This is a genomic window from Pseudomonas sp. BF-RE-25 (assembly GCF_019956105.1).
GTDB classification, from domain to species: domain Bacteria; phylum Pseudomonadota; class Gammaproteobacteria; order Pseudomonadales; family Pseudomonadaceae; genus Aquipseudomonas; species Aquipseudomonas migulae.
In genome coordinates, this window is sequence record NZ_JAHBDB010000033.1 from 141467 (window position 1) to 161767 (window position 20301).

18 protein-coding genes are annotated in these 20301 nt (G+C 60.4%); 13 read left to right on the forward strand and 5 right to left on the reverse strand.

All coding sequences use genetic code 11. The features are described 5' to 3' along the window. Positions 1–49 precede the first annotated feature (49 nt). Positions 50–1279 carry a phosphoglycerate dehydrogenase gene (gene serA, locus KGB24_RS16505; RefSeq protein ID WP_008026067.1) on the reverse strand — a complete coding sequence of 410 codons (1230 nt, stop codon included), beginning with the start codon at positions 1277–1279 and terminating at the stop codon, positions 50–52. Between the two features lie 203 nt (positions 1280–1482). Between serA and KGB24_RS16510 the strand changes: the two genes are divergently transcribed. From KGB24_RS16510 to KGB24_RS16525, 4 genes are all read left to right on the forward strand, one after another. Continuing rightward, positions 1483–2877: an FAD-binding oxidoreductase gene (locus KGB24_RS16510; RefSeq protein ID WP_032828611.1), complete on the forward strand. Its 1395-nt coding sequence runs from the start codon at positions 1483–1485 to the stop codon at positions 2875–2877. Positions 2878–2914: 37 nt separating this feature from the next. Continuing rightward, complete coding sequence (locus KGB24_RS16515; protein WP_008026071.1) at positions 2915–3580, forward strand: fumarylacetoacetate hydrolase family protein; 666 nt, start codon at positions 2915–2917, stop codon at positions 3578–3580. A gap of 263 nt (positions 3581–3843) precedes the next feature. Further along, a complete protein-coding gene (locus tag KGB24_RS16520) occupies positions 3844–4773 on the forward strand; it encodes an SdiA-regulated domain-containing protein (protein WP_223413739.1) in 930 nt (309 codons plus the stop codon). Positions 4774–4916: 143 nt separating this feature from the next. Next, on the forward strand, positions 4917–5834 hold the full coding sequence (locus tag KGB24_RS16525) for an SdiA-regulated domain-containing protein (RefSeq protein WP_008040766.1): 918 nt from the start codon (positions 4917–4919) through the stop codon (positions 5832–5834). A gap of 123 nt (positions 5835–5957) precedes the next feature. On the opposite strand, the gene rpiA is transcribed toward KGB24_RS16525, so the two are convergent. Then, positions 5958–6632: a ribose-5-phosphate isomerase RpiA gene (gene rpiA, locus KGB24_RS16530; RefSeq protein ID WP_223413738.1), complete on the reverse strand. Its 675-nt coding sequence runs from the start codon at positions 6630–6632 to the stop codon at positions 5958–5960. A gap of 302 nt (positions 6633–6934) precedes the next feature. Here rpiA and ilvA point away from each other — a divergent pair, with 302 nt between their 5' ends. Beyond that, the gene (ilvA, locus tag KGB24_RS16535) at positions 6935–8449 is read left to right on the forward strand and encodes a threonine ammonia-lyase, biosynthetic (RefSeq protein WP_008026079.1); all 1515 of its coding nucleotides are present in this window, start codon (positions 6935–6937) and stop codon (positions 8447–8449) included. A gap of 39 nt (positions 8450–8488) precedes the next feature. Beyond that, positions 8489–8914 carry a DUF2269 domain-containing protein gene (locus KGB24_RS16540; protein ID WP_008026082.1) on the forward strand — a complete coding sequence of 142 codons (426 nt, stop codon included), beginning with the start codon at positions 8489–8491 and terminating at the stop codon, positions 8912–8914. 93 nt (positions 8915–9007) lie between these two features. On the opposite strand, the gene KGB24_RS16545 is transcribed toward KGB24_RS16540, so the two are convergent. Beyond that, the gene (locus KGB24_RS16545) at positions 9008–9664 is read right to left on the reverse strand and encodes an HAD family hydrolase (RefSeq protein ID WP_008026084.1); all 657 of its coding nucleotides are present in this window, start codon (positions 9662–9664) and stop codon (positions 9008–9010) included. Between the two features lie 143 nt (positions 9665–9807). Between KGB24_RS16545 and KGB24_RS16550 the strand changes: the two genes are divergently transcribed. Together KGB24_RS16550 and ptsP are read left to right on the forward strand one after the other, a co-directional pair. Next, positions 9808–10287 (forward strand): RNA pyrophosphohydrolase, encoded by a 480-nt coding sequence (locus KGB24_RS16550; protein ID WP_007897732.1) that lies wholly within the window; start codon positions 9808–9810, stop codon positions 10285–10287. 22 nt (positions 10288–10309) lie between these two features. Continuing rightward, positions 10310–12589 carry a phosphoenolpyruvate--protein phosphotransferase gene (gene ptsP / locus KGB24_RS16555; protein WP_008026086.1) on the forward strand — a complete coding sequence of 760 codons (2280 nt, stop codon included), beginning with the start codon at positions 10310–10312 and terminating at the stop codon, positions 12587–12589. A 109-nt stretch (positions 12590–12698) separates the two neighbouring features. Here the strand turns inward: ptsP and KGB24_RS16560 are convergent, their stop codons facing one another. Next, positions 12699–13445: an NRDE family protein gene (locus tag KGB24_RS16560; protein WP_223413737.1), complete on the reverse strand. Its 747-nt coding sequence runs from the start codon at positions 13443–13445 to the stop codon at positions 12699–12701. Between the two features lie 120 nt (positions 13446–13565). Between KGB24_RS16560 and KGB24_RS16565 the strand changes: the two genes are divergently transcribed. From KGB24_RS16565 to KGB24_RS16575, 3 genes are all read left to right on the forward strand, one after another. Further along, entirely contained in the window at positions 13566–14348 is a 783-nt protein-coding gene (locus tag KGB24_RS16565) for a sulfite exporter TauE/SafE family protein (RefSeq protein ID WP_008026089.1), read from the forward strand. A gap of 83 nt (positions 14349–14431) precedes the next feature. Next, positions 14432–15244: a prolipoprotein diacylglyceryl transferase gene (lgt, locus tag KGB24_RS16570; RefSeq protein ID WP_008026090.1), complete on the forward strand. Its 813-nt coding sequence runs from the start codon at positions 14432–14434 to the stop codon at positions 15242–15244. Between the two features lie 50 nt (positions 15245–15294). Beyond that, positions 15295–16266, forward strand: coding sequence for a thymidylate synthase (locus KGB24_RS16575; protein WP_223413736.1), 972 nt, complete (start codon positions 15295–15297; stop codon positions 16264–16266). A gap of 135 nt (positions 16267–16401) precedes the next feature. Here KGB24_RS16575 and cadR read toward each other — a convergent pair whose 3' ends face one another. Next, on the reverse strand, positions 16402–16851 hold the full coding sequence (gene cadR / locus KGB24_RS16580; protein ID WP_008040770.1) for a Cd(II)/Pb(II)-responsive transcriptional regulator: 450 nt from the start codon (positions 16849–16851) through the stop codon (positions 16402–16404). A gap of 84 nt (positions 16852–16935) precedes the next feature. Here cadR and KGB24_RS16585 point away from each other — a divergent pair, with 84 nt between their 5' ends. After that, entirely contained in the window at positions 16936–19191 is a 2256-nt protein-coding gene (locus KGB24_RS16585; protein WP_223413735.1) for a heavy metal translocating P-type ATPase, read from the forward strand. 16 nt (positions 19192–19207) lie between these two features. Next, on the forward strand, positions 19208–20071 hold the full coding sequence (locus KGB24_RS16590; protein WP_223413734.1) for a LysR family transcriptional regulator: 864 nt from the start codon (positions 19208–19210) through the stop codon (positions 20069–20071). Positions 20072–20301 lie beyond the last annotated feature (230 nt).

The window sequence follows — 20301 nt, forward strand, 5'->3', positions numbered from 1 at the left end:
CAAGAAAAAGGAGACCCGAAGGTCTCCTTTTTTGTCGCTCAAGTCGCTATCAGAACAACACACGGCTACGGATGGTGCCGTTGACGTGTTGCAGCTTCTGTTGCGCCAGGTCCGAGTACTCGGCGTCTACGTCGATCACCACGTAGCCGACTTTCTCGTTGGTCTGCAGGAACTGACCGGAGATGTTGATGCCGTTTTCGGCGAAGACCTTGTTGATCTCGCTCATCACACCCGGAATGTTTTCGTGGATGTGCAGCAGACGGTGCTTGCCAGGGTGAGCCGGCAGGGCCACTTCCGGGAAGTTCACGGACGATACCGACGTACCGTTGTCGCTGTACTTGACCAGTTTTTCGGCCACTTCCAGACCGATGTTGGCTTGCGCTTCAGCGGTGGAACCACCGATGTGCGGGGTCAGGATCACGTTGTCCAGGCCACGCAGCGGGCTTTCGAACTCTTCGTCGTTGGAGCGTGGCTCCACCGGGAATACGTCGATGGCCGCGCCGATCAGGTGCTTGTCCTTGATCGCGTCTGCCAGGGCTTGCAGTTCGACCACAGTGCCGCGAGCGGCGTTGATCAGGATGCCGCCCTTCTTGATGGCGCGGATTTCCTTCTCGCCGATCATCCACTGGGTCGCAGCGGTTTCCGGAACGTGCAGGGTGACGATGTCGGACATGCCCAGCAGCTCGTGCAGGTTGCCGACCTGGGTCGCGTTACCCAGAGGCAGCTTGGTCACGGTGTCGTAGAAGTACACCTGCATGCCCAGGCCTTCAGCCAGAACCGACAGTTGCGTACCGATCGAGCCATAACCGACGATACCCAGCTTCTTGCCACGGATTTCGAAGGAGTTGGCCGCGCTCTTGATCCAGCCGCCACGGTGGCAGGAAGCGTTCTTCTCAGGGATGCCGCGCAGCAACAGGATCGCTTCGGCCAGCACCAGCTCGGCAACGGAGCGAGTGTTGGAGTACGGAGCGTTGAACACTGCGATGCCGCGTTCGCGGGCAGCGTTCAGGTCAACCTGGTTGGTGCCGATGCAGAAACAACCTACAGCGACGAGCTTCTTCGCGTGATCGAAGATCTCTTCGGTCAGTTGAGTGCGGGAGCGAATGCCGATGAAGTGAGCATCAGCGATCTTTTCCTTCAGCTGGGCTTCCGGCAGAGAACCCGTGAGGTACTCGATGCTGGTGTAGCCCGCCGACTTGAGAACGTCGACAGCCGATTGGTGGACGCCTTCGAGAAGAAGGAACTTGATCTTGCTCTTATCGAGAGAAGTCTTGCTCATCTGCGTAAACCTGTATCCCGGAGAAAAATGGCAGGAAATGGTCAACAGACGCTGACCCCGACGGCACGACAGCCGTCGCCGCAGAACAGCCGTTGGGCACTATCCTGCGGGGTCGGTATGCTAGCATAAGCGCCCCGCAAACACTCATTCCTGCGACGTGAAGCGTTCTCAGGATGACCATGAATTGTTCGAGAGTTCTGTCGATGACCAATCCTGCCCTGATTGATGAACTGAAGACCCTGGTCGAGCCTGGCAAGGTACTGACCGATGCCGACTCCCTGAACGCTTACGGCAAGGATTGGACCAAGCATTTCGCCCCGGCCCCGACCGCCATCGTGTTCCCGAAGACCACCGAGCAGGTCCAGGCCATCGTTTTGTGGGCCAATAAACACAAGGTGGCGCTGGTGCCGTCCGGCGGGCGCACCGGGCTTTCTGCCGCTGCGGTGGCCGCCAATGGCGAAGTGGTCGTGTCCTTCGACTATATGAACCAGATCCTCGACGTGAACCTCACCGACCGCACCGCCGTGTGCCAGCCGGGCGTCGTGACCGAGCATTTGCAGAACGTCGCCGAGGAAAAAGGCCTGTACTACCCGGTGGACTTCGCTTCCGCAGGATCGAGTCAGATTGGCGGCAATATCGGCACCAATGCCGGCGGGATCAAGGTGATTCGCTACGGCATGACCCGTAACTGGGTCGCCGGCATGAAAGTGGTCACCGGCAAGGGGGACGTGCTGGAACTGAACCGCGACCTGATCAAGAACGCTACCGGCTACGACATGCGTCAGCTGTTCATCGGCGCTGAAGGCACCCTCGGTTTTGTGGTCGAAGCGACCATGCGCCTGGACCGGGCGCCGAAAAACCTCACCGCGATGGTGCTTGGCACTGCCGATTTCGACTCGATCATGCCGGTATTGCACGCGTTCCAGAGCAAACTTGACCTGACCGCGTTCGAATTCTTCTCCGACAAAGCCCTGGCCAAGGTCATGGGGCGCGGTGACGTGCCGGCGCCGTTTGAAACCGACTGCCCGTTCTACGCGCTGCTGGAATTCGAAGCGACCACTGAAGAAGTGGCCAACCACGCGCTGGAAACCTTCGAGCATTGCGTGGAGCAGGGCTGGGTGCTGGATGGCGTGATGAGCCAGAGCGAAACCCAGCTGCAAAACCTCTGGAAACTGCGCGAATACATTTCCGAAACCATCTCCCACTGGACGCCGTACAAAAACGACATTTCGGTCACTGTGTCGAAAGTCCCGGCGTTCCTGAAGGAAATCGATGCGATCGTCGGCGAACACTACCCGGACTTCGAAATCGTCTGGTTCGGCCACATCGGTGACGGCAACCTGCACTTGAACATCCTCAAGCCGGATGACCTGAGCAAGGACGAGTTCTTCGCCAAGTGCGCAACCGTGAACAAGTGGGTGTTCGAAACTGTCGAGAAGTACAACGGCTCGATTTCCGCCGAACACGGCGTGGGCATGACCAAGCGTGACTACTTGACCTACAGCCGCTCCCCGGTTGAGATCGAGTACATGAAAGCGGTCAAAGCGGTGTTCGATCCGAACGGCATCATGAACCCGGGCAAGATTTTCGCTGTTTGATTTTCGAACTTAAGCGCTACGAACCAGGAGTCGGTCAATGAGCTATCAGCACCAGTATGTCGACGGTACACGCATCCACTTCCCATTGGGCAAAGTGGTTTGCATCGGCCGCAACTACGCCGAACACGCCAAGGAACTGGACAACCCGGTGCCAACGGAGCCCCTGCTGTTCATCAAGCCTGGCAGTTGCGTCGTGCCGCTGGAAGGCGGTTTCAGCATCCCGACCGAGCGCGGATCAGTGCACTACGAGGCCGAAATCGCGGTGTTGATCGGCAAGCCTTTGTCGACCAAGCCAAGCCGTGAAGAAGTCCTTGATGCTATTTCCGGTTTCGCTCCAGCGCTGGACCTGACCCTGCGTGACAAGCAGGCAGAGCTGAAGTCCAAAGGCCTGCCGTGGGAAATCGCCAAGTCCTTCGACGGTGCGGCAGTGATTGCCCCGTTCGTATCCGGCAGCACCTTTGCCGACCTGACCGACATCGGCATCCGCCTGACCATCAACGGCGAAGTGCGCCAGGACGGCAACAGCAGCGCGATGCTCAACCCGATCGTGCCAATGATCCAGCACATGGCCGGCTGCTTTTCGCTGCAGGCTGGCGACGTGATCCTGACTGGCACGCCGGTCGGTGTCGGCCCGCTGAATGTGGGTGACGAAATCGTTCTGGAACTGCCAGGCGCGAGCAGCTTCACCAGCAGCGTCCGCTAACACAAACCCCTTGTAGGAGCCGGCTTGCTGGCGATAGCGGTACAACATTCGATAGAGATGTTGAATGTTAGGCCGCCATCGCCAGCAAGCCGGCTCCTACAGGGATTGTGTTCCTACCTGAAGAAAGCGGCGCTCATGCAGGGCAATCCCGCCATTTCCCGTTTTTTTCACATCTTGTCTGGATAATTCCCGGGTTTCTGGCGTCTGAGCCGGTCCCAATTGTGCTATTACCCTTAGCCTGAATTTCTGGAACGCATCCCCCGATGGCCATCCAATCGCTGCCCACGCTTAAAACTGCCCGTCGCCCGCGCTTTTTCATGCGTTGGTATGCCTGGCTTTTGCTGGTCGCGGCCGCCGCGTATGGCCTCGCCTTTGCCATGCATTGGGATGACCGCGGGGTGCTCTGGGTGCTGGAGCGTTTCGAAAGCCCGGCTGAACGCCAGGAAAGTATCTGGCTTCCGGATTACCGGGCGGTGATCGATGCCAAGTTGCTGCCAGGGATGGAAAAGGACGAAGCGTCCGACCTGGCCTACAACCCGCAAACCAAAACCCTGTTCTCGGTGATGGGCAAAAACCCGTTCCTGGTCGAGCTGGACCTGCAGGGTGAAGTGCTGCGCAAAATGCCACTGGTGGGCTGGAGCAACCCGGAAGGCGTGACGGTCATGGGCAACGGTCTGCTGGCCATTGTCGATGAGCGTGAGCATCTGCTGACCATCGTCAAGGTCGACGCCGATACCCGCGAGCTGAACATCGCCAACTTCCCCAAGTACGACCTCGGCCCGTCGAAAGACCAGAACAAAGCGTTCGAAGCGGTCGTCTGGGATGCGCACAATCAACACATGCTGCTGGGTGAGGAACGTCCACCGGCGCTGTTCACCTGGAAAAGCACCGACGGCCTGACACTCACCGGCGACAAGCAGAAGCTGGCCAGTGACGCGCTGGACATCCGCAACCTGTCGGCCTTGGCCATCGACCCGCGCACCGGCCATACGCTGGTGTTGTCCGCCGATTCCCACTTGCTGCTGGAGCTGGACGAGAAGGGCGAGCAGGTCAGTTTCATGACCTTGCTGGGTGGTTTCAATGGCCTGAAGAAGACCATTCCCCGCGCCGAAGGCGTGACCATGGACGAAGCGGGCACGCTGTATATGGTGAGCGAGCCGAACCTGTTCTACCGATTCGAAAAGCAGCGCTGATTCGCGACCTTGGTTCTCGATCTTGATCTGCGAATGTGTAGGAAACGCGACGCTCAGTTGTAGGGCCAACCCAACGGCCTTTAAGCTTCAATTCAGACTGCCGTGGTATTTCATCCGCCCGTCCTGATTCCGAGCTTGCCTGAATGCGCCGACTTGCCCGCCCCAAACCCCTGATCCTGATTCTCTCGGTGATCGCGCTGACCGTGCTGGTTGCGTTCGGCCAACACCTGCGGCTATTCGAGCGGGCCTGGTTCAATCTGCATACGCTTTGGCAGGCCGAGAGTGCCCGGTCGATCGGGCTGGATCACTATCAGGTTGTCATTGAGGGCCGGGTCATCGAAGGCCTGGACGACGATGTGTCAGCGCTGACCTTCGATCCGGTCCGCAAAAGCCTGTTCACCGTCACCAATAAAAATTCCGAATTGATCGAGCTGTCGCTTGAAGGCCAGATCCTTCAGCGCATCGCGCTGGTCGGCTTCGGTGATCCGGAAGCGGTGGAATTCATCAGCGCCGACACTTACGTCATCACCGACGAGCGTCAGCAGCGGCTGATCAAGATTCATCTGGAGAAGGACACGACGTTCCTCGATGCGGCGGATGCCGAACAGATAACCCTCGGCGTGCACATGAGCAGCAACAAGGGTTTTGAAGGCCTGGCCTACGATTCGGTGGGCAAGCGGCTGTTTGTCGCCAAGGAGCGCGACCCGATGCTGATCTATGAAGTGCAGGGCTTTCCGCATTACAACCCGGAAAAATCCTATGCGGTGCACGTGGTCAACAACCCCAAGCGCGATGCCGGGATGTTTGTGCGAGACCTGTCGAGCCTGCAATACGACGAGCGCAGCGGTCACCTGTTGGCGCTGTCCGACGAGTCGCGACTGATTCTGGAGCTGGATGTGGACGGGCGTCCGCTGAGCACCATGTCACTGAACAAGGGGCGTCAGGGGTTGCAGAAGACGGTGCCGCAAGCGGAAGGGATCGCCATGGATGACGACGGCACGATGTACCTGGTGAGCGAGCCGAACCTGTTCTACGTCTTCAAGAAACCGCCACAACCCTAACATTGGAATGCGGACCTGTAGGAGCCGGCTTGCTGGCGATAGCGGTGCGACAGTCAATCTAAATGTTGAATGTCATACCGCAATCGCCAGCAAGCCGGCTCCTACACGGGTTTTGCGTATTTCTTACTGAACGCGCAGGGTTTTGACGCCTTCGCTGGTGCCCAGCAGCAGCAGATCCGCTGGACGCGCCGCGAACAAGCCGTTGGTCACCACGCCGACGATCGCATTGATCTGCGTCTCCAGCTCCACCGGGTTGGTGATCTGCATGTTGAACACATCCAGAATGATGTTGCCGTTGTCAGTCAGCACGCCTTCACGGTAAACCGGGTCGCCGCCGAGCTTCACCAGTTCGCGGGCCACGTGGCTGCGGGCCATCGGGATCACTTCGACCGGCAGTGGGAACGCGCCGAGCACCGGCACCAGTTTGCTGCCATCGGCGATGCAGATGAAGGTCTTGGCCACGGCCGCAACGATCTTCTCGCGGGTCAGTGCTGCGCCGCCGCCCTTGATCAGGTTCAGGTGCTCGTCGCTTTCGTCGGCGCCGTCGACGTAGAACTCCAGGTCGCTGACGGTATTGAGCTCATACACCGGAATACCGTGGCCCTTGAGGCGTGCGGCGGTGGCTTCGGAACTGGCGACTGCGCCGTCGAAGGCGCCTTTGTGTTGCGCCAGTGCGTCGATGAAGCAGTTGGCGGTGGAGCCGGTGCCGACCCCGACGATGCTCTTGTCGTCGAGTTTCGGGAGGATGAAGTCGACGGCGGCCTGGGCCACTGCCTGTTTGAGTTGATCCTGGGTCATGCGGGCTCCGAAGTGCCGAAGAGGGGGAACGAAAGCCCGGCATTATAGGCCCCGGGACGGGGAAGGTCATTGCCCGATTGGCAGACCGCCACCGATCCCTGTAGGAGCGAGGCTTGCCCGCGAAGAGGCCGTTACATCCAAAATAAATGTTGGCTGTAAAAACGCTTTCGCGGGCAAGCCTCGCTCCTACAGGATCATGATCCCTTCCGGGGAGGGTAAAACCACCTGTTTAGTGTGGTCGCACGCCCGAAAGCCGGGTTAGACTCCTTGGCCCTGCCCAACCCGCTCAGTGATGCTTTCCGATGCTCGAACAGTACGTCAAAAAGATCCTCACCTCGCGCGTTTATGACGTTGCCGTAGAAACCCCATTGCAGACTGCCCGCCAGCTCTCCGAGCGGCTGGGCAACAGTATTTTGCTCAAGCGTGAAGACTTGCAGCCGGTGTTCTCGTTCAAGATTCGCGGGGCCTACAACAAGCTCACGCAGTTGAGCGATGAAGAGCGCGCGCGCGGCGTCGTGACGGCTTCGGCCGGTAATCACGCGCAGGGCCTGGCCCTGGCGGCGAAAGTGCTCGGCGTGAAAGCCACCATCGTCATGCCCAAGACCACCCCGGAAATCAAAGTCGAAGGCGTGCGTTCCCGTGGTGGCAAAGTGGTGCTGCACGGGGATTCGTTCCCGGAAGCCCTGGCTTACTCGCTGAAACTGGTCGACGAAAAAGGCTACGTCTACATTCACCCGTACGACGATCCCCACACCATTGCCGGGCAGGGCACGGTGGCCATGGAGATTCTGCGCCAGCACCCTGGGCGTCTGGATGCGATCTTCGTTCCGGTCGGCGGTGGCGGGCTGATTGCCGGTATCGCGGCGTACGTGAAATACCTGCGCCCGGAAATCAAGATCATCGGCGTCGAGCCGGACGACTCCAATTGCCTGCAAGCCGCCATGGCCGCCGGCGAGCGCGTGGTGCTGCCGACCGTGGGCCTCTTCGCCGACGGCGTCGCGGTCGCTCAGATTGGTCAGTACACGTTCGACATCTGCAAAGACTATGTCGATGAAGTGATCACGGTCAGCACCGACGAGATCTGCGCGGCGATCAAGGATATCTACGACGATACCCGCTCGATCACTGAACCTGCCGGCGCCCTTGGCGTGGCCGGGATCAAGAAATACGTCGAGCAGCACGCTGTCACCGGGCACACCTTTGTGGCCATCGACTCTGGCGCCAACGTCAACTTCGACCGCTTGCGCCACGTCGCCGAACGCGCCGAACTGGGCGAGGGCCGCGAAGCCATCATCGCCGTGACCATCCCCGAGAAGCCGGGCAGCTTCAAGGCGTTCTGCGAAGCCATCGGCAAGCGCCAGATCACCGAATTCAACTACCGCTACAATACCGGCAGCGAAGCGCACATCTTTGTTGGCGTGCAGACGCACCCGGAAAACGATCCGCGCAGTGCGCTGCTTGCCAGTCTGACCGAGCAGGGTTTCCCGGTGCTGGACCTGACCGACAATGAACTGGCCAAGTTGCACATCCGGCACATGGTCGGTGGCCGCGCAGCCCAGGTGGTTGATGAAGTGGTGCTGCGCTTCGAATTTCCGGAGCGGCCGGGCGCGCTGTTCAACTTCCTCAGCAAGCTCGGCGGGCGCTGGAACATCTCGATGTTCCACTACCGCAACCACGGCGCGGCGGACGGTCGTGTGGTCGCAGGGCTGCAAGTGCCTCACGAGGAGCGTCATCTGGTGCCGGCGGCGCTGGAAGAAATCGGCTACCCGTACTGGGACGAAAGCGACAACCCGGCCTATCAGCTGTTTCTTGGCTGAGCGGCTACGCTGATGGGCAGGTCATAAGGAAGTCGAACAATGGAAACGTTAACCGCCCTGAAAGTGGCGCACATGGTGGCGACGGTTGTGCTGCTGGTCTGTGCGCTGGGCCTGGGGATCTGGGTCTGGCGAACTCGGCGTAATGGCGACGCGACGGCGGGCAGCCGCACGTTGCAACGGCCTCGGGTGTTCATCTGGCTGTTGATGGGGCTGGCACTGCTGAGCATGCCGTTCACCGGCTGGTGGATGGTGCATCTGGTGGGCTGGCCGTTGGGGCAGACGTGGTTGCTGGCGTCGAGTGTGCTTTACACCGTTGCGGCGTTGGCGTGGTTTTGGTTGTTGGTGCGGCTGAATAAGTTACGCAAGGCGCCGGCGGGGAACGGCAAGTTTACCTTCGCCCTGGCGTTGTTCAGCTTCGTCTGCTTTATCGCCATTGCCGGGTTGATGGGGGCCAAGCCTGTTTAACGCTTGAAACCGAGTTGACCCAATCGCGAGCAGGCTCACTCCTACAGGGGAACGCATTCCAATGTAGGAGTGAGCCTGCTCGCGATGGCGATATCAGTCGCGCAGAGAGATCACCGGCCAGCCACGTTTCTCGGCTTCGGCACGCAAATTCGGGTCCGGATCAACCGCCACCGGATTCGCCACCTGTTCCAGCAACGGAAAATCATTCATCGAGTCGCTGTAGAAGTAACTGTCTTCCAGCGAATGCCCGCTTTCTTCCAGCCAACGATTAAGCCGAGTCACCTTGCCTTCGCGGAAGCACGGCACGTCGGTGCTGCGCCCGGTGTAGCGGCCATCGACCATCTCGCACTCGGTGGCGATCAGGGTTTCAACGCCCAAGCGCTCGGCAATCGGACCTGTGACGAAGCGGTTGGTCGCGGTGATTATCACCAGTTTGTCGCCGGCATCGCGGTGCTTCTTCAGCAGCTCAAGTCCCTTGGGCAGCACGATCGGTTCGATGCAGTCGCGCATGTAATCGCTGTGCCACTGATCCAGCGTGGCCATTTCGGTGCGGCCGAGCACTTCCAGGCAAAAGTTCAGGTAGGCGGCGTTATCCAGCTTGCCGGCCAGGTAATCCTGATAGAACTCGTCGTTGCGTGTCTTGTAGGCGACGGCGTCGAGGAAGCCGCGTTCGCACAGGTAATCACCCCAGGCGTGGTCACTGTCGCCGCCCAAAAGGGTGTTGTCCAAGTCGAATAAAGCCAGGCGCATTGCAGTTACTCGCTGAAAAGTCTGTAGAAAGGCGCCCAGAATACGGACTTTTCACAAGAGTGCACATAAGGTTGGCCGGCTCGTTGCTGCCTTCACAACCTTTGTGGAACAATGCGGCGACATGCGTTTGCGAGGTTGTTGCCGTGATCGACCCCGATGGTTTCCGCCCCAATGTCGGGATCATTCTCACGAATGATGCTGGACAGGTGCTATGGGCTCGCCGTATCAATCAAGATGCCTGGCAGTTTCCACAGGGTGGTATCAACCCCCAGGAGACGCCGGAAGACGCCTTGTACCGCGAGTTGAACGAAGAAGTGGGTCTGGAGCGCGAAGATGTTGAAATTCTCGCCTGCACCCGGGGCTGGTTGCGCTATCGTTTGCCGCAACGTCTGGTCCGTACCCACAGCCAACCGCTGTGCATCGGCCAGAAACAGAAATGGTTTCTCCTGCGCCTGATCTCCAACGAGCAGCGGGTGCGGATGGATTTGACCGGTAAACCGGAATTCGATGGCTGGCGCTGGGTCAGTTATTGGTATCCGTTGGGCCAGGTGGTGACATTCAAGCGCGAGGTGTATCGACGCGCTCTCAAAGAGCTTGCCCCGCGCCTTTTAGCGCGCGACTGACGACGGAGTTCGACCCCGAGCCATGCTCAATACGCTGCGCAAGATCGTCCAGGAAGTTAACTCCGCCAAGGATCTCAAGGCGGCGTTGGGGATTATTGTGTTGCGCGTCAAAGAGGCCATGGGCAGCCAGGTCTGCTCGGTCTACCTGCTTGACCCCGAGACCAACCGCTTCGTGCTGATGGCGACCGAGGGCTTGAACAAGCGCTCGATCGGCAAAGTCAGCATGGCACCCAACGAAGGTCTGGTCGGCCTGGTCGGCACGCGTGAAGAACCCCTGAACCTCGAAAACGCCGCGGATCACCCGCGCTACCGCTACTTCGCCGAGACCGGTGAAGAGCGCTACGCCTCATTCCTCGGGGCACCGATCATCCACCACCGCCGCGTTGTCGGCGTGTTGGTCATTCAGCAGAAAGAACGCCGCCAGTTCGATGAAGGTGAAGAAGCCTTCCTCGTGACCATGAGCGCGCAACTCGCCGGGGTTATCGCTCACGCCGAGGCCACCGGTTCGATCCGTGGCTTGGGCCGTCAGGGCAAAGGTATCCAGGAAGCCAAGTTTATCGGCGTGCCGGGCTCGCCGGGCGCGGCGGTCGGTACAGCGGTGGTCATGCTGCCACCGGCCGATCTGGACGTGGTGCCGGACAAGACCATCAGCGACATCGACGCCGAACTGGCGTTGTTCAAGACTGCCATCGAAGGCGTGCGCGCCGACATGCGTGCGTTGTCGGCCAAACTGGCCTCGCAGTTGCGCCCCGAAGAGCGGGCCTTGTTCGACGTCTACTTGATGATGCTCGCCGACGAGGCGCTCGGCAGCGAAGTCACCACGGTGATCAAGACCGGTCAGTGGGCCCAGGGCGCGCTGCGCCAGGTGGTCACTGAGCACGTCAACCGTTTCGAATTGATGGACGACGCCTACCTGCGTGAGCGCGCATCGGACGTCAAGGACCTTGGTCGCCGTCTGCTCGCCTACTTGCAGGAAGAGCGCCAGCAGAACCTGGTCTACCCGGAAAAAACCATTCTGGTCAGCGAAGAGCTGACGCCGGCGATGCTCGGCGAGGTGCCGGAAGGCACGCTGGTCGGTCTGGTTTCGGTCCTCGGTTCAGGTAACTCCCACGTCGCGATCCTCGCCCGGGCGATGGGCATCCCGACGGTGATGGGCCTGGTCGACCTGCCTTATGCCAAGGTCGACGGCATCGAATTGATCGTCGACGGCAATCGCGGCGAGGTCTACACCAACCCCAGCGATGTGCTGCGCAAGCAGTTCGCCGAGGTGGTGGAAGAAGAGAAACAACTGGCGCTCGGTCTCGATTCCCTGCGCGACCTGCCGTGCGTGACCCTCGATGGTCACCGTATGCCGCTGTGGGTCAACACCGGCCTGCTGGCGGACGTGGCGCGGGCGCAAAAGCGCGGCGCCGAAGGTGTCGGTCTTTATCGCACCGAAGTGCCGTTTATGATCAACCAGCGCTTCCCGAGCGAAAAAGAGCAGCTGGCGATCTATCGCGAACAGCTCGCCGCGTTCCACCCGCAACCGGTGACCATGCGCAGCCTGGACATCGGCGGCGACAAGTCGCTGTCGTACTTCCCGATCAAGGAAGACAACCCGTTCCTCGGCTGGCGCGGCATTCGCGTCACCCTCGACCACCCGGAAATCTTCCTGGTGCAGACCCGCGCCATGCTCAAGGCCAGCGAAGGCTTGAACAACCTGCGGATTCTGTTGCCGATGATCTCCGGCACTCACGAGCTGGAAGAAGCCTTGCACCTGATTCACCGGGCGTGGGGCGAAGTCCGCGACGAAGGCACCGACGTGCCGATGCCGCCGATTGGCGTGATGATCGAGATTCCGGCGGCTGTTTATCAGACCAAGGAACTGGCGCGGCAAGTGGACTTCCTGTCGGTCGGTTCCAACGACCTGACCCAGTACCTGCTGGCCGTGGACCGCAACAACCCGCGAGTGGCCGACCTCTACGACTACCTGCACCCGGCGGTGCTTCAGGCGTTGCAGACCGTGGTGCGTGACGCCCATGCCGAAGGCAAGCCTGTGAGCATCTGCGGCGAGATGGCGGGGGATCCGGCGGCGGCGGTGCTGCTGATGGCGATGGGCTTCGACAGTTTGTCGATGAACGCCACCAACCTGCCGAAGGTGAAGTGGATGCTGCGTCAGATCAACCTGAGCAAGGCCAAGGAATTGCTCGCGGAGTTGATGACCATCGACAACCCGCAAGTTATCCACAGCTCGCTGCAACTGGCGCTGAAGAACCTTGGGTTGGCGAAGATGGTCAGCCCGGCTGCGGTCAAAGCCCTCTAAAAGGCTGATGGCCTCATCGCCAGCAGGCTGGCTCCCACATTGGATTTGTGTTTGACGCAAATCCCCTGTGGGAGCCAGCCTGCTGGCGATGAGGCCGGATCAGACAATGCTAAATTCTGACCTCAACTTCCCCTAAATGCCCGCCATACGGCCCGAAACTCCTTTCGACCATCAGCCGCGTCCCATCCGCCTGAACAATCAACGCCGTACTCGCCCGCGTCCCATAGCTCTGGCTGGCAATAAACACACTCGACAACAACGACTCAGTCGCCAGACCCACCCCGGTATCCGGCAGCTCTGCAAAAGGCGCTGTCTGCGAATCACTGAGCAACGCCAATAACGCCTCAGGCTGCGGATCCTCCAGAACAGCCTCCAACGCCGCTCGCGCCTTGAGCAACTTCGGCCACGGCGTATCCAGGCCTGCATTCGATAACCCATACACCCCGGCCGGCAGCAGCACCGCTTCAGACTCCCGGGCATTGAAGTGCCACAGTTCATTGGCATTGCCGATCAGCAGGTTAAAACCGGCATATTCGAGTGAACGTCCAACAACGTCGTCCAAATAATCATCTATCGGCATGTCGCCGCTGAGAAATCGCGCAACCAGTTCACCTCGGGATTTTCGAGCGGCCGGTTGATGGGGATCGCGAATATTGGTCAGCGCCGCAAAGCGCCCGTTGGCGCCGACACCGAGCCAGGTGCCGCCGGCTTCCAGATCGCGACCGGCGTAGACGTGCGGTGTTTCGGGCCATTGCGCCAGGGGCAGGCTGGGTCGGGCATAAAATTCGTCGCGGTTGGCGGCGACGATCAGCGGCTGGGCGTGACCCGGGCGCCAGGCAAAGACAATCAGGCACATAAGGTGGTCCTTGTGTGTTTTTGCCCACTCTACGCAGTCATTGTGCGGGTATCCATCGCCATCCAGTGGAGCCGAAGGCCATGCATCCGTTACCATGCCGCTCTTCTTTGGGGGTCGTACATGGAATTTCTGCTCTATCTGGCGCTCGGCGCCTGTGCAGGCGTGCTGGCCGGCCTGTTTGGCGTCGGCGGCGGAATTATCATCGTGCCGGTGCTGGTGTTCAGTTTCACCTTGCAGGGTTTCGACGCCTCGATCCTGACGCATCTGGCGGTCGGCACCTCCCTGGCTACGATCATCTTTACCTCGGTCAATGCTGTGCGCGAGCATCATCGTCGCGGTGCCGTGCGTTGGCCGATTTTTGCCTGGATGACCGTCGGCATCCTGCTCGGCGCCGGGTTCGGCGCGCTGACAGCCGAAGCGATCTCCGGGCCAAACCTGCAGAAAATCATCGGCGTATTTGCCCTGGTCATCGCCGTGCAGTTGATGCTGGACGTCAAACCCAAGGCCAGCCGAACGGTGCCGGGTAAAGTCGGTCTGACCGTGGCCGGCAGTGTGATTGGCTGGGCGTCGGCGATTTTCGGGATTGGCGGCGGTTCGCTGACCGTGCCGTTCCTGACCTGGCGCAGCGTGCCGATGCAGCAAGCGGTGGCCACGTCCTCGGCGTGCGGTCTGCCGATTGCATTGGCCAGTGCATTAAGTTTCATGATTCTGGGCTGGCACGATCCGTTGCTGCCGGCTCATAGTCTCGGTTTTATTTATTTGCCAGCGCTGCTGGGGATCGCCCTGACCAGCATGGTCTTCGCCCGCCTCGGTGCGCGACTGGCCCACAGCCTGTCGCCGAAGTTGCTGAAAAGACTGTTCGCCGCTTTGCTGTTCTGCGTGGGTTTGAATTTTCTGATCTGACGCACCGCACAATCCTGGCTTAATCCTGAGGTGGCAGCGTCGCCCGGGAATTTTGAAGCTTTCAACTCTAACGAGGAGTCGCAATGCTGCCTTACCCGCAGATCGACCCGGTGGCCCTGGCCATCGGTCCGCTGAAAATCCACTGGTACGGCTTGATGTACCTGATCGGCATCGGCGGTGCGTGGCTGCTGGCGTCGCGCCGGCTCAACCGTTTCGACCCGACCTGGACCAAGGAGAAGCTCTCCGACATGGTCTTCTGGATGTCGATGGGCGTTATCGTCGGCGGTCGCCTGGGCTATGTGCTGTTCTACGATCTGCACGCTTACCTGGCCAACCCGACGCTGATTTTCGAAGTGTGGAAGGGTGGCATGTCGTTCCACGGCGGCTTCATCGGCGTGATGCTGGCGGCGTTGTGGTTCGGTAAAAAGAACAACAAGTCGTTCTTCCAGCTGATGGACTTCGTCGCGCCGATGGTGCCGATCGGCCTGGGCGCCGGGCGTATCGGCAACTTCATCAACGCCGAATTGTGGGGCAAGGCGACCGATGTGCCGTGGGCGATGATCTTCCCGCCGTTCAGCGATCCGGCGCAGTTGCCGCGTCACCCGTCGCAGCTGTATCAGTTCGCGCTGGAAGGCGTCGCGCTGTTCCTGATCCTGTGGCTGTTTTCGCGCAAGCCACGGCCGACCATGGCGGTGTCCGGGATGTTCGCGCTGTTCTATGGCATCTTCCGTTTCATCGTCGAATTCGTCCGCGTACCGGACGCGCAACTGGGCTATCTGGCCTGGAACTGGCTGACCATGGGCCAGGTGCTCTGCGTGCCGATGATCGTCGGCGGGCTGTTCCTGATCTGGCTGGCGTATCACCGCGCCCCGGCGACTCCAGCGGCAGCCGTATAAATTCGAACCCCGGGGGCGACGGCCTCCGGGTTCAAGGACACAGGTAACTCATGAAGCAATATCTCGAACTGGTCGCCCACGTCATCAAGAACGGCACCAAACAGGCCAACCGCACTGGCGTGAACACCATCAGCTTTCCGGGCGCGATGCTGCGTTACGACCTGCAAGAAGGTTTCCCGGCGATCACCACGCGCAAGATGGCCTTCAAATCGGCCATCGGCGAGATGTGCGGTTTTCTGCGTGGGGTGAACAACGCCGCCGAATTCCGTGCGCTGGGCTGCAAGGTCTGGGACCAGAATGCCAACGAAAACGCGCAGTGGCTGGCCAACCCGTTCCGTCAGGGCGAAGACGACCTGGGCGAAATCTACGGCGTGCAATGGCGCAAATGGCCGGCGTACAAGCAGATCCCGGTCAGCAACCAGGCCGCCATCGAGCAGACCCTGAAGCAAGGCTACCGCCAGATCGCTGAAGGCGAAGAAGACGGTCAGGCTTACGTGGTGCTGTACAAGGCGATCGACCAGATCCGCCAGTGCGTCGACACCATCATCAAGGACCCGGGCAGCCGCCGCATCCTGTTCCACGGCTGGAACGTTGCGCAGCTTGATGAAATGGCCCTGCCGCCGTGCCACCTGCTGTACCAGTTCCACCCGAATGTCGAGACCAAGGAAATTTCCCTGACCCTCTACATCCGCTCCAACGACCTGGGCCTGGGCACGCCGTTCAACCTCACCGAAGGCGCCGCGCTGTTGAGCCTGATCGGTCGCCTGACCGGTTATACGCCGCGCTGGTTCACCTATTTCATCGGTGACGCGCACGTCTACGAAAACCATCTGGACATGCTGAACGAACAGCTCAAGCGCGAGCCGTTCCCGATGCCGAAACTGGTGATCAGTGATCGTGTGCCGGAGTTTGCCAAGACGGGCATGTATCAGCCGGAGTGGCTGGAGTTGATCGAGCCGGGTGATTTTTCGCTTGAGGGTTATCAGCACCATGCGCCGATGACCGCGCCGATGGCGGTTTAAGCCTCAACACCGACCCCCTGTAGGAGCGAGCCTGCTCGCGATGAGTTCGAATGCGACGCGTGTTTTCAGACAGCACGCGTCATCGTTGACGACCATCGCGAGCAGGCTCGCTCCTACAGGGGGAAAGTGGTGTTCTTAATGGCCGTGACTGCGGCCCACATGCGAATGCTCAACCTCCGTCGCCACAACCCCGCCACTCACTTCCAACCGCTGCAAAATCCCGCATTGATCGATATCCGGCCCTTCGCCACAGCGTTGGCGCAGGTCGAGCAGTTGTGCCTGTAACGCCAGCAAGCCGTCGATCCGCGCCTTGACGTGATGAATGTGCTCGTCGATCAGCGCATTCACGCTTTCACATTGATCCTGCGGACTGTCGCGCAAGGCCAGCAGGCTGCGGATTTCCTCGAGCGTCATGTCGAGGGTGCGGCAGTTGCGGATGAAGGTTAGGCGCTCGGCGTGGGCCTGGGTGTAGACGCGGTAGTTGCCGTCGCTGCGGGCCGGTTCCGGCAGCAGGTTTTCGCGCTCGTAGTAGCGAATGGTTTCCACGGCGCAGTCCGTGAGCCTGGCCAGTTCTCCGATCTTCATGACGGCAATCTCCAAAAGGGTGCTTGACCCTATAGTGGCTACAGGGTCTTTACTTGGCAACAGGCACCTTATGGACGCGACCCGATGAGCGATTCCCGACACGATCACACACACGAGGCTGGTCACAGCCACAAACTGCAGCCTGTACAGAAACATGACCATGGCGGTCACGGGGATTCCTGCTGTTCTTCCAAAGCAGCGGCGCCGTCGCTGATCAAGCTCAGCGAAACGTCCACCGCCAACGCGCGGTTGAGCAGTTTCCGCATCGACGCGATGGACTGCCCGACCGAGCAGACGCTGATCCAGAACAAACTGGGCAAGCTCGCCGGTGTGCAGCAGCTGGAGTTCAACCTGATCAACCGCGTGTTGGGCGTCACTCATGACTTGCCGAGCACCGCGCCGATCATCGACGCGATCAAGTCGCTGGGCATGGTTGCCGAGCCGTTGGAGCAGGGCGTCGAAGCACCCGCCCCGGCGCCGGAGAAAAAGCCGTGGTGGCCACTGGCGTTGTCCGGCGTGACCGCGCTCGCTGCCGAAGTGATCCACTTCACCGATGCGGCGCCCAACTGGGTCGTGGCGGTTATCGCGCTGGTCTCGATCCTCAGCGGCGGCCTCAGCACTTACAAAAAGGGCTGGATCGCCCTGAAAAACCTCAACCTCAACATCAACGCGTTGATGAGCATCGCGGTGACCGGCGCGATCCTGATCGGGCAGTGGCCGGAAGCGGCGATGGTGATGTTCCTGTTCACCGTGGCCGAGTTGATCGAGGCCAAGTCCCTGGACCGCGCGCGCAATGCAATCAGCGGTTTGATGCAGATGACCCCGGAGCAGGCCACGGTATTGCAGGCCGACGGCAGTTGGGTTTTGCAGGACGTCAAAACCATCGAACTGGGCGCGCGGGTGCGGGTGCGGCCCGGTGAGCGGATTGGCCTGGACGGTGAAGTGGTGTCCGGCAGTTCGACCATCGATCAGGCACCGATCACGGGTGAAAGCCTGCCGGTCGAGAAGACGCTTGGCGACAAGGTTTTCGCCGGGACCATCAATCAAGCGGGCTCTCTGGAGTATTCCGTCACCGCCGCCGCCAACAATTCGACCCTGGCGCGGATCATCCACGCCGTCGAACAGGCCCAAGGCGCACGGGCACCTACTCAGCGTTTCGTTGACCAGTTTTCAAAAATCTACACACCGGCCGTATTCGCCCTGGCTCTGGCCGTCGCGGTAATTGCGCCGCTGTTCATGGGCGCAGTCTGGTTCGACTGGATCTATCGCGCGTTGGTATTGCTGGTGGTCGCGTGTCCGTGTGCGCTGGTGATCTCGACGCCAGTGACCATCGTCAGCGGCCTCGCGGCGGCGGCGCGCAAAGGGATTCTGGTCAAGGGCGGCGTCTATCTGGAGGGCGGTTACAAGCTCGATTACCTGGCGCTGGATAAGACCGGCACGATCACCCACGGCAAACCGGTGCAGACCGATTACCTGTCGCTTGACCCAACCGCTGATGCCTCGGCACCGGGAATTGCGGCGGCATTGGCCGGGCGCTCGGACCACCCGGTGTCGCTGGCCATTGCCAACGCCGCTGTGGATAAATCATTCGCCTCGCTCATTGTGGATAACTTCGAAGCCCTGGCCGGTCGCGGGGTGCGCGGTGAAATCAACGGTCAGGTCTACCACTTGGGCAACCACCGTTTGCTCGAAGAGCTGAACCTGTGCTCGCCCGCCCTGGAAGAAAAGCTGTTTGCGCTGGAAAAACAGGGCAAGTCGGTGGTGCTGCTGCTCGACAAATCCGGCCCGCTGGCGCTGTTCGCCGTGGCCGATACGGTCAAGGAATCCAGCCGCGAAGCGATCCAGCAACTGCACGATTTGGGCATCAAAACCCTGATGCTCACTGGCGACAACGTCCACACCGCCCAGGCGATTGCCGCACAAGTCGGCATCGACGAAGCCAAGGGCGATCTGCTGCCGACCGATAAACTGCAAGCCATCGAAGCCCTTTATGCACAGGGTCATAGTGTCGGTATGGTCGGTGATGGCATCAACGATGCCCCGGCACTGGCTCGGGCCGAGATCGGTTTTGCGATGGCCGCAGCCGGCACCGATACCGCCATCGAAACCGCCGATGTCGCCCTGATGGACGACGATCTGCGCAAAATTCCCACGTTCATCCGCCTGTCTCGGCAGACGTCGAGCATCCTCAAACAGAACATCGCCCTCGCTTTGGTCATCAAGGCTATCTTTCTTGGGGTAACCTTCGCCGGGATCGCCACCATGTGGATGGCGGTGTTCGCTGACATGGGCGTGAGCCTGTTGGTGGTGTTCAACGGTTTGCGCCTGTTGCGCAAGTAAGTGATGAGGAGCGGGTGTGCTGAGTGCCGAGCTGAAGGCGTTTTACATGGTGGCCCGCCTGGGCAGCATTACCCTGGCGGCGAAAAAGCTCGGCTTGAGTCAGCCCACCGTGACCACGCAAATCCGCAATCTGGAAAGCCAGTACTCGGTTGAACTGTTCTACCGTGGCGGCCGCCGCCTCAGCGTCAGTGATGAAGGTGCGCGGCTGCTGCCGATGGTCAAGACGCTGTTGCAGCAGGAAGCCGACATCGAATTTTTCCTGCGTAACAGCGGCCAGGTCCAGGGCACTTTGCGCATCGCCGCCACGGCACCGTATTACATCCTCGATCTGGTGAAGACCTTCCGCGAGCGCTTGCCACAGGTGGAAGTGTCGGTGGAGATCGGCAACTCTCAGCAGGTGCTGGAAGCGTTGGAGGATTACCGGGTGGATGTCGCCGCGTCCTCGCAGCTGCTCGATGATGCGCGACTGATTCGGCGGGTGCTCGGCAGCGATCCGCTGGTGTTGGCGGTGCATCGCAATCATCCGTTGGCGGTGCACGATCATGTGCCGCTTAGCGCGTTGGCCGGGCACACGTTGTTGATGCGCGAGTCAGGCTCGACCACTCGGCGCCTGACCGAAGAATTGCTAGCCAGCGCCGGGGTGAGTTTCGGGCCGTTGCTGGAGATCGGCAGCCGTGAATCGATCCGCGAAGCGGTGCTGCGCAACATCGGGATCAGCATCATTGCCCGGCAGGAAGTGCCGCATGATCCGCAGCTGCGCGTGCTGACCATCGAGAATGCGCCGCAGATTCCCGAGTATTTGTACTGCCTCAAGGAACGCAAAGGCGCGCGGTTGCCGGCGGCGTTTCTGGGGTTGGCGCAGGAAATGGCCCCGGTCTGAGTTCTTCATTGCCTGTGCGGGCCTCATCGCGAGCAGGCTCGCTCCCACAATTGATCTGGTGTACACAAAACCACTGTGGGAGCGAGCCTGCTCGCGATGAGGCCCGCACAGGCAACCCATCACTCAACCAAAATCTCTGAATACCACTATCAGCCGTTTTGGCCTCACTGCCACATGACGGACGCATTACATCCCTAGGATGGCCTTCATCTGCTTGATGAGGCCCGTCC

Bases quoted from the DNA above. Each gene is read 5' to 3' on its own strand.
- lgt (WP_008026090.1), top strand. From the start codon at position 14,432: ATGCTGCCTTACCCGCAGATCGACCCGGTGGCCCTGGCCATCGGTCCG.
- ptsP (WP_008026086.1), top strand. From the start codon at position 10,310: ATGCTCAATACGCTGCGCAAGATCGTCCAGGAAGTTAACTCCGCCAAG.
- KGB24_RS16510 (WP_032828611.1), top strand. From the start codon at position 1,483: ATGACCAATCCTGCCCTGATTGATGAACTGAAGACCCTGGTCGAGCCT.
- KGB24_RS16520 (WP_223413739.1), top strand. From the start codon at position 3,844: ATGGCCATCCAATCGCTGCCCACGCTTAAAACTGCCCGTCGCCCGCGC.
- KGB24_RS16525 (WP_008040766.1), top strand. From the start codon at position 4,917: ATGCGCCGACTTGCCCGCCCCAAACCCCTGATCCTGATTCTCTCGGTG.
- KGB24_RS16540 (WP_008026082.1), top strand. From the start codon at position 8,489: ATGGAAACGTTAACCGCCCTGAAAGTGGCGCACATGGTGGCGACGGTT.
- KGB24_RS16560 (WP_223413737.1), bottom strand. From the start codon at position 13,445: ATGTGCCTGATTGTCTTTGCCTGGCGCCCGGGTCACGCCCAGCCGCTG.
- KGB24_RS16515 (WP_008026071.1), top strand. From the start codon at position 2,915: ATGAGCTATCAGCACCAGTATGTCGACGGTACACGCATCCACTTCCCA.
- KGB24_RS16545 (WP_008026084.1), bottom strand. From the start codon at position 9,664: ATGCGCCTGGCTTTATTCGACTTGGACAACACCCTTTTGGGCGGCGAC.
- ilvA (WP_008026079.1), top strand. From the start codon at position 6,935: ATGCTCGAACAGTACGTCAAAAAGATCCTCACCTCGCGCGTTTATGAC.
- KGB24_RS16575 (WP_223413736.1), top strand. From the start codon at position 15,295: ATGAAGCAATATCTCGAACTGGTCGCCCACGTCATCAAGAACGGCACC.
- KGB24_RS16565 (WP_008026089.1), top strand. From the start codon at position 13,566: ATGGAATTTCTGCTCTATCTGGCGCTCGGCGCCTGTGCAGGCGTGCTG.
- KGB24_RS16585 (WP_223413735.1), top strand. From the start codon at position 16,936: ATGAGCGATTCCCGACACGATCACACACACGAGGCTGGTCACAGCCAC.
- rpiA (WP_223413738.1), bottom strand. From the start codon at position 6,632: ATGACCCAGGATCAACTCAAACAGGCAGTGGCCCAGGCCGCCGTCGAC.
- serA (WP_008026067.1), bottom strand. From the start codon at position 1,279: ATGAGCAAGACTTCTCTCGATAAGAGCAAGATCAAGTTCCTTCTTCTC.
- cadR (WP_008040770.1), bottom strand. From the start codon at position 16,851: ATGAAGATCGGAGAACTGGCCAGGCTCACGGACTGCGCCGTGGAAACC.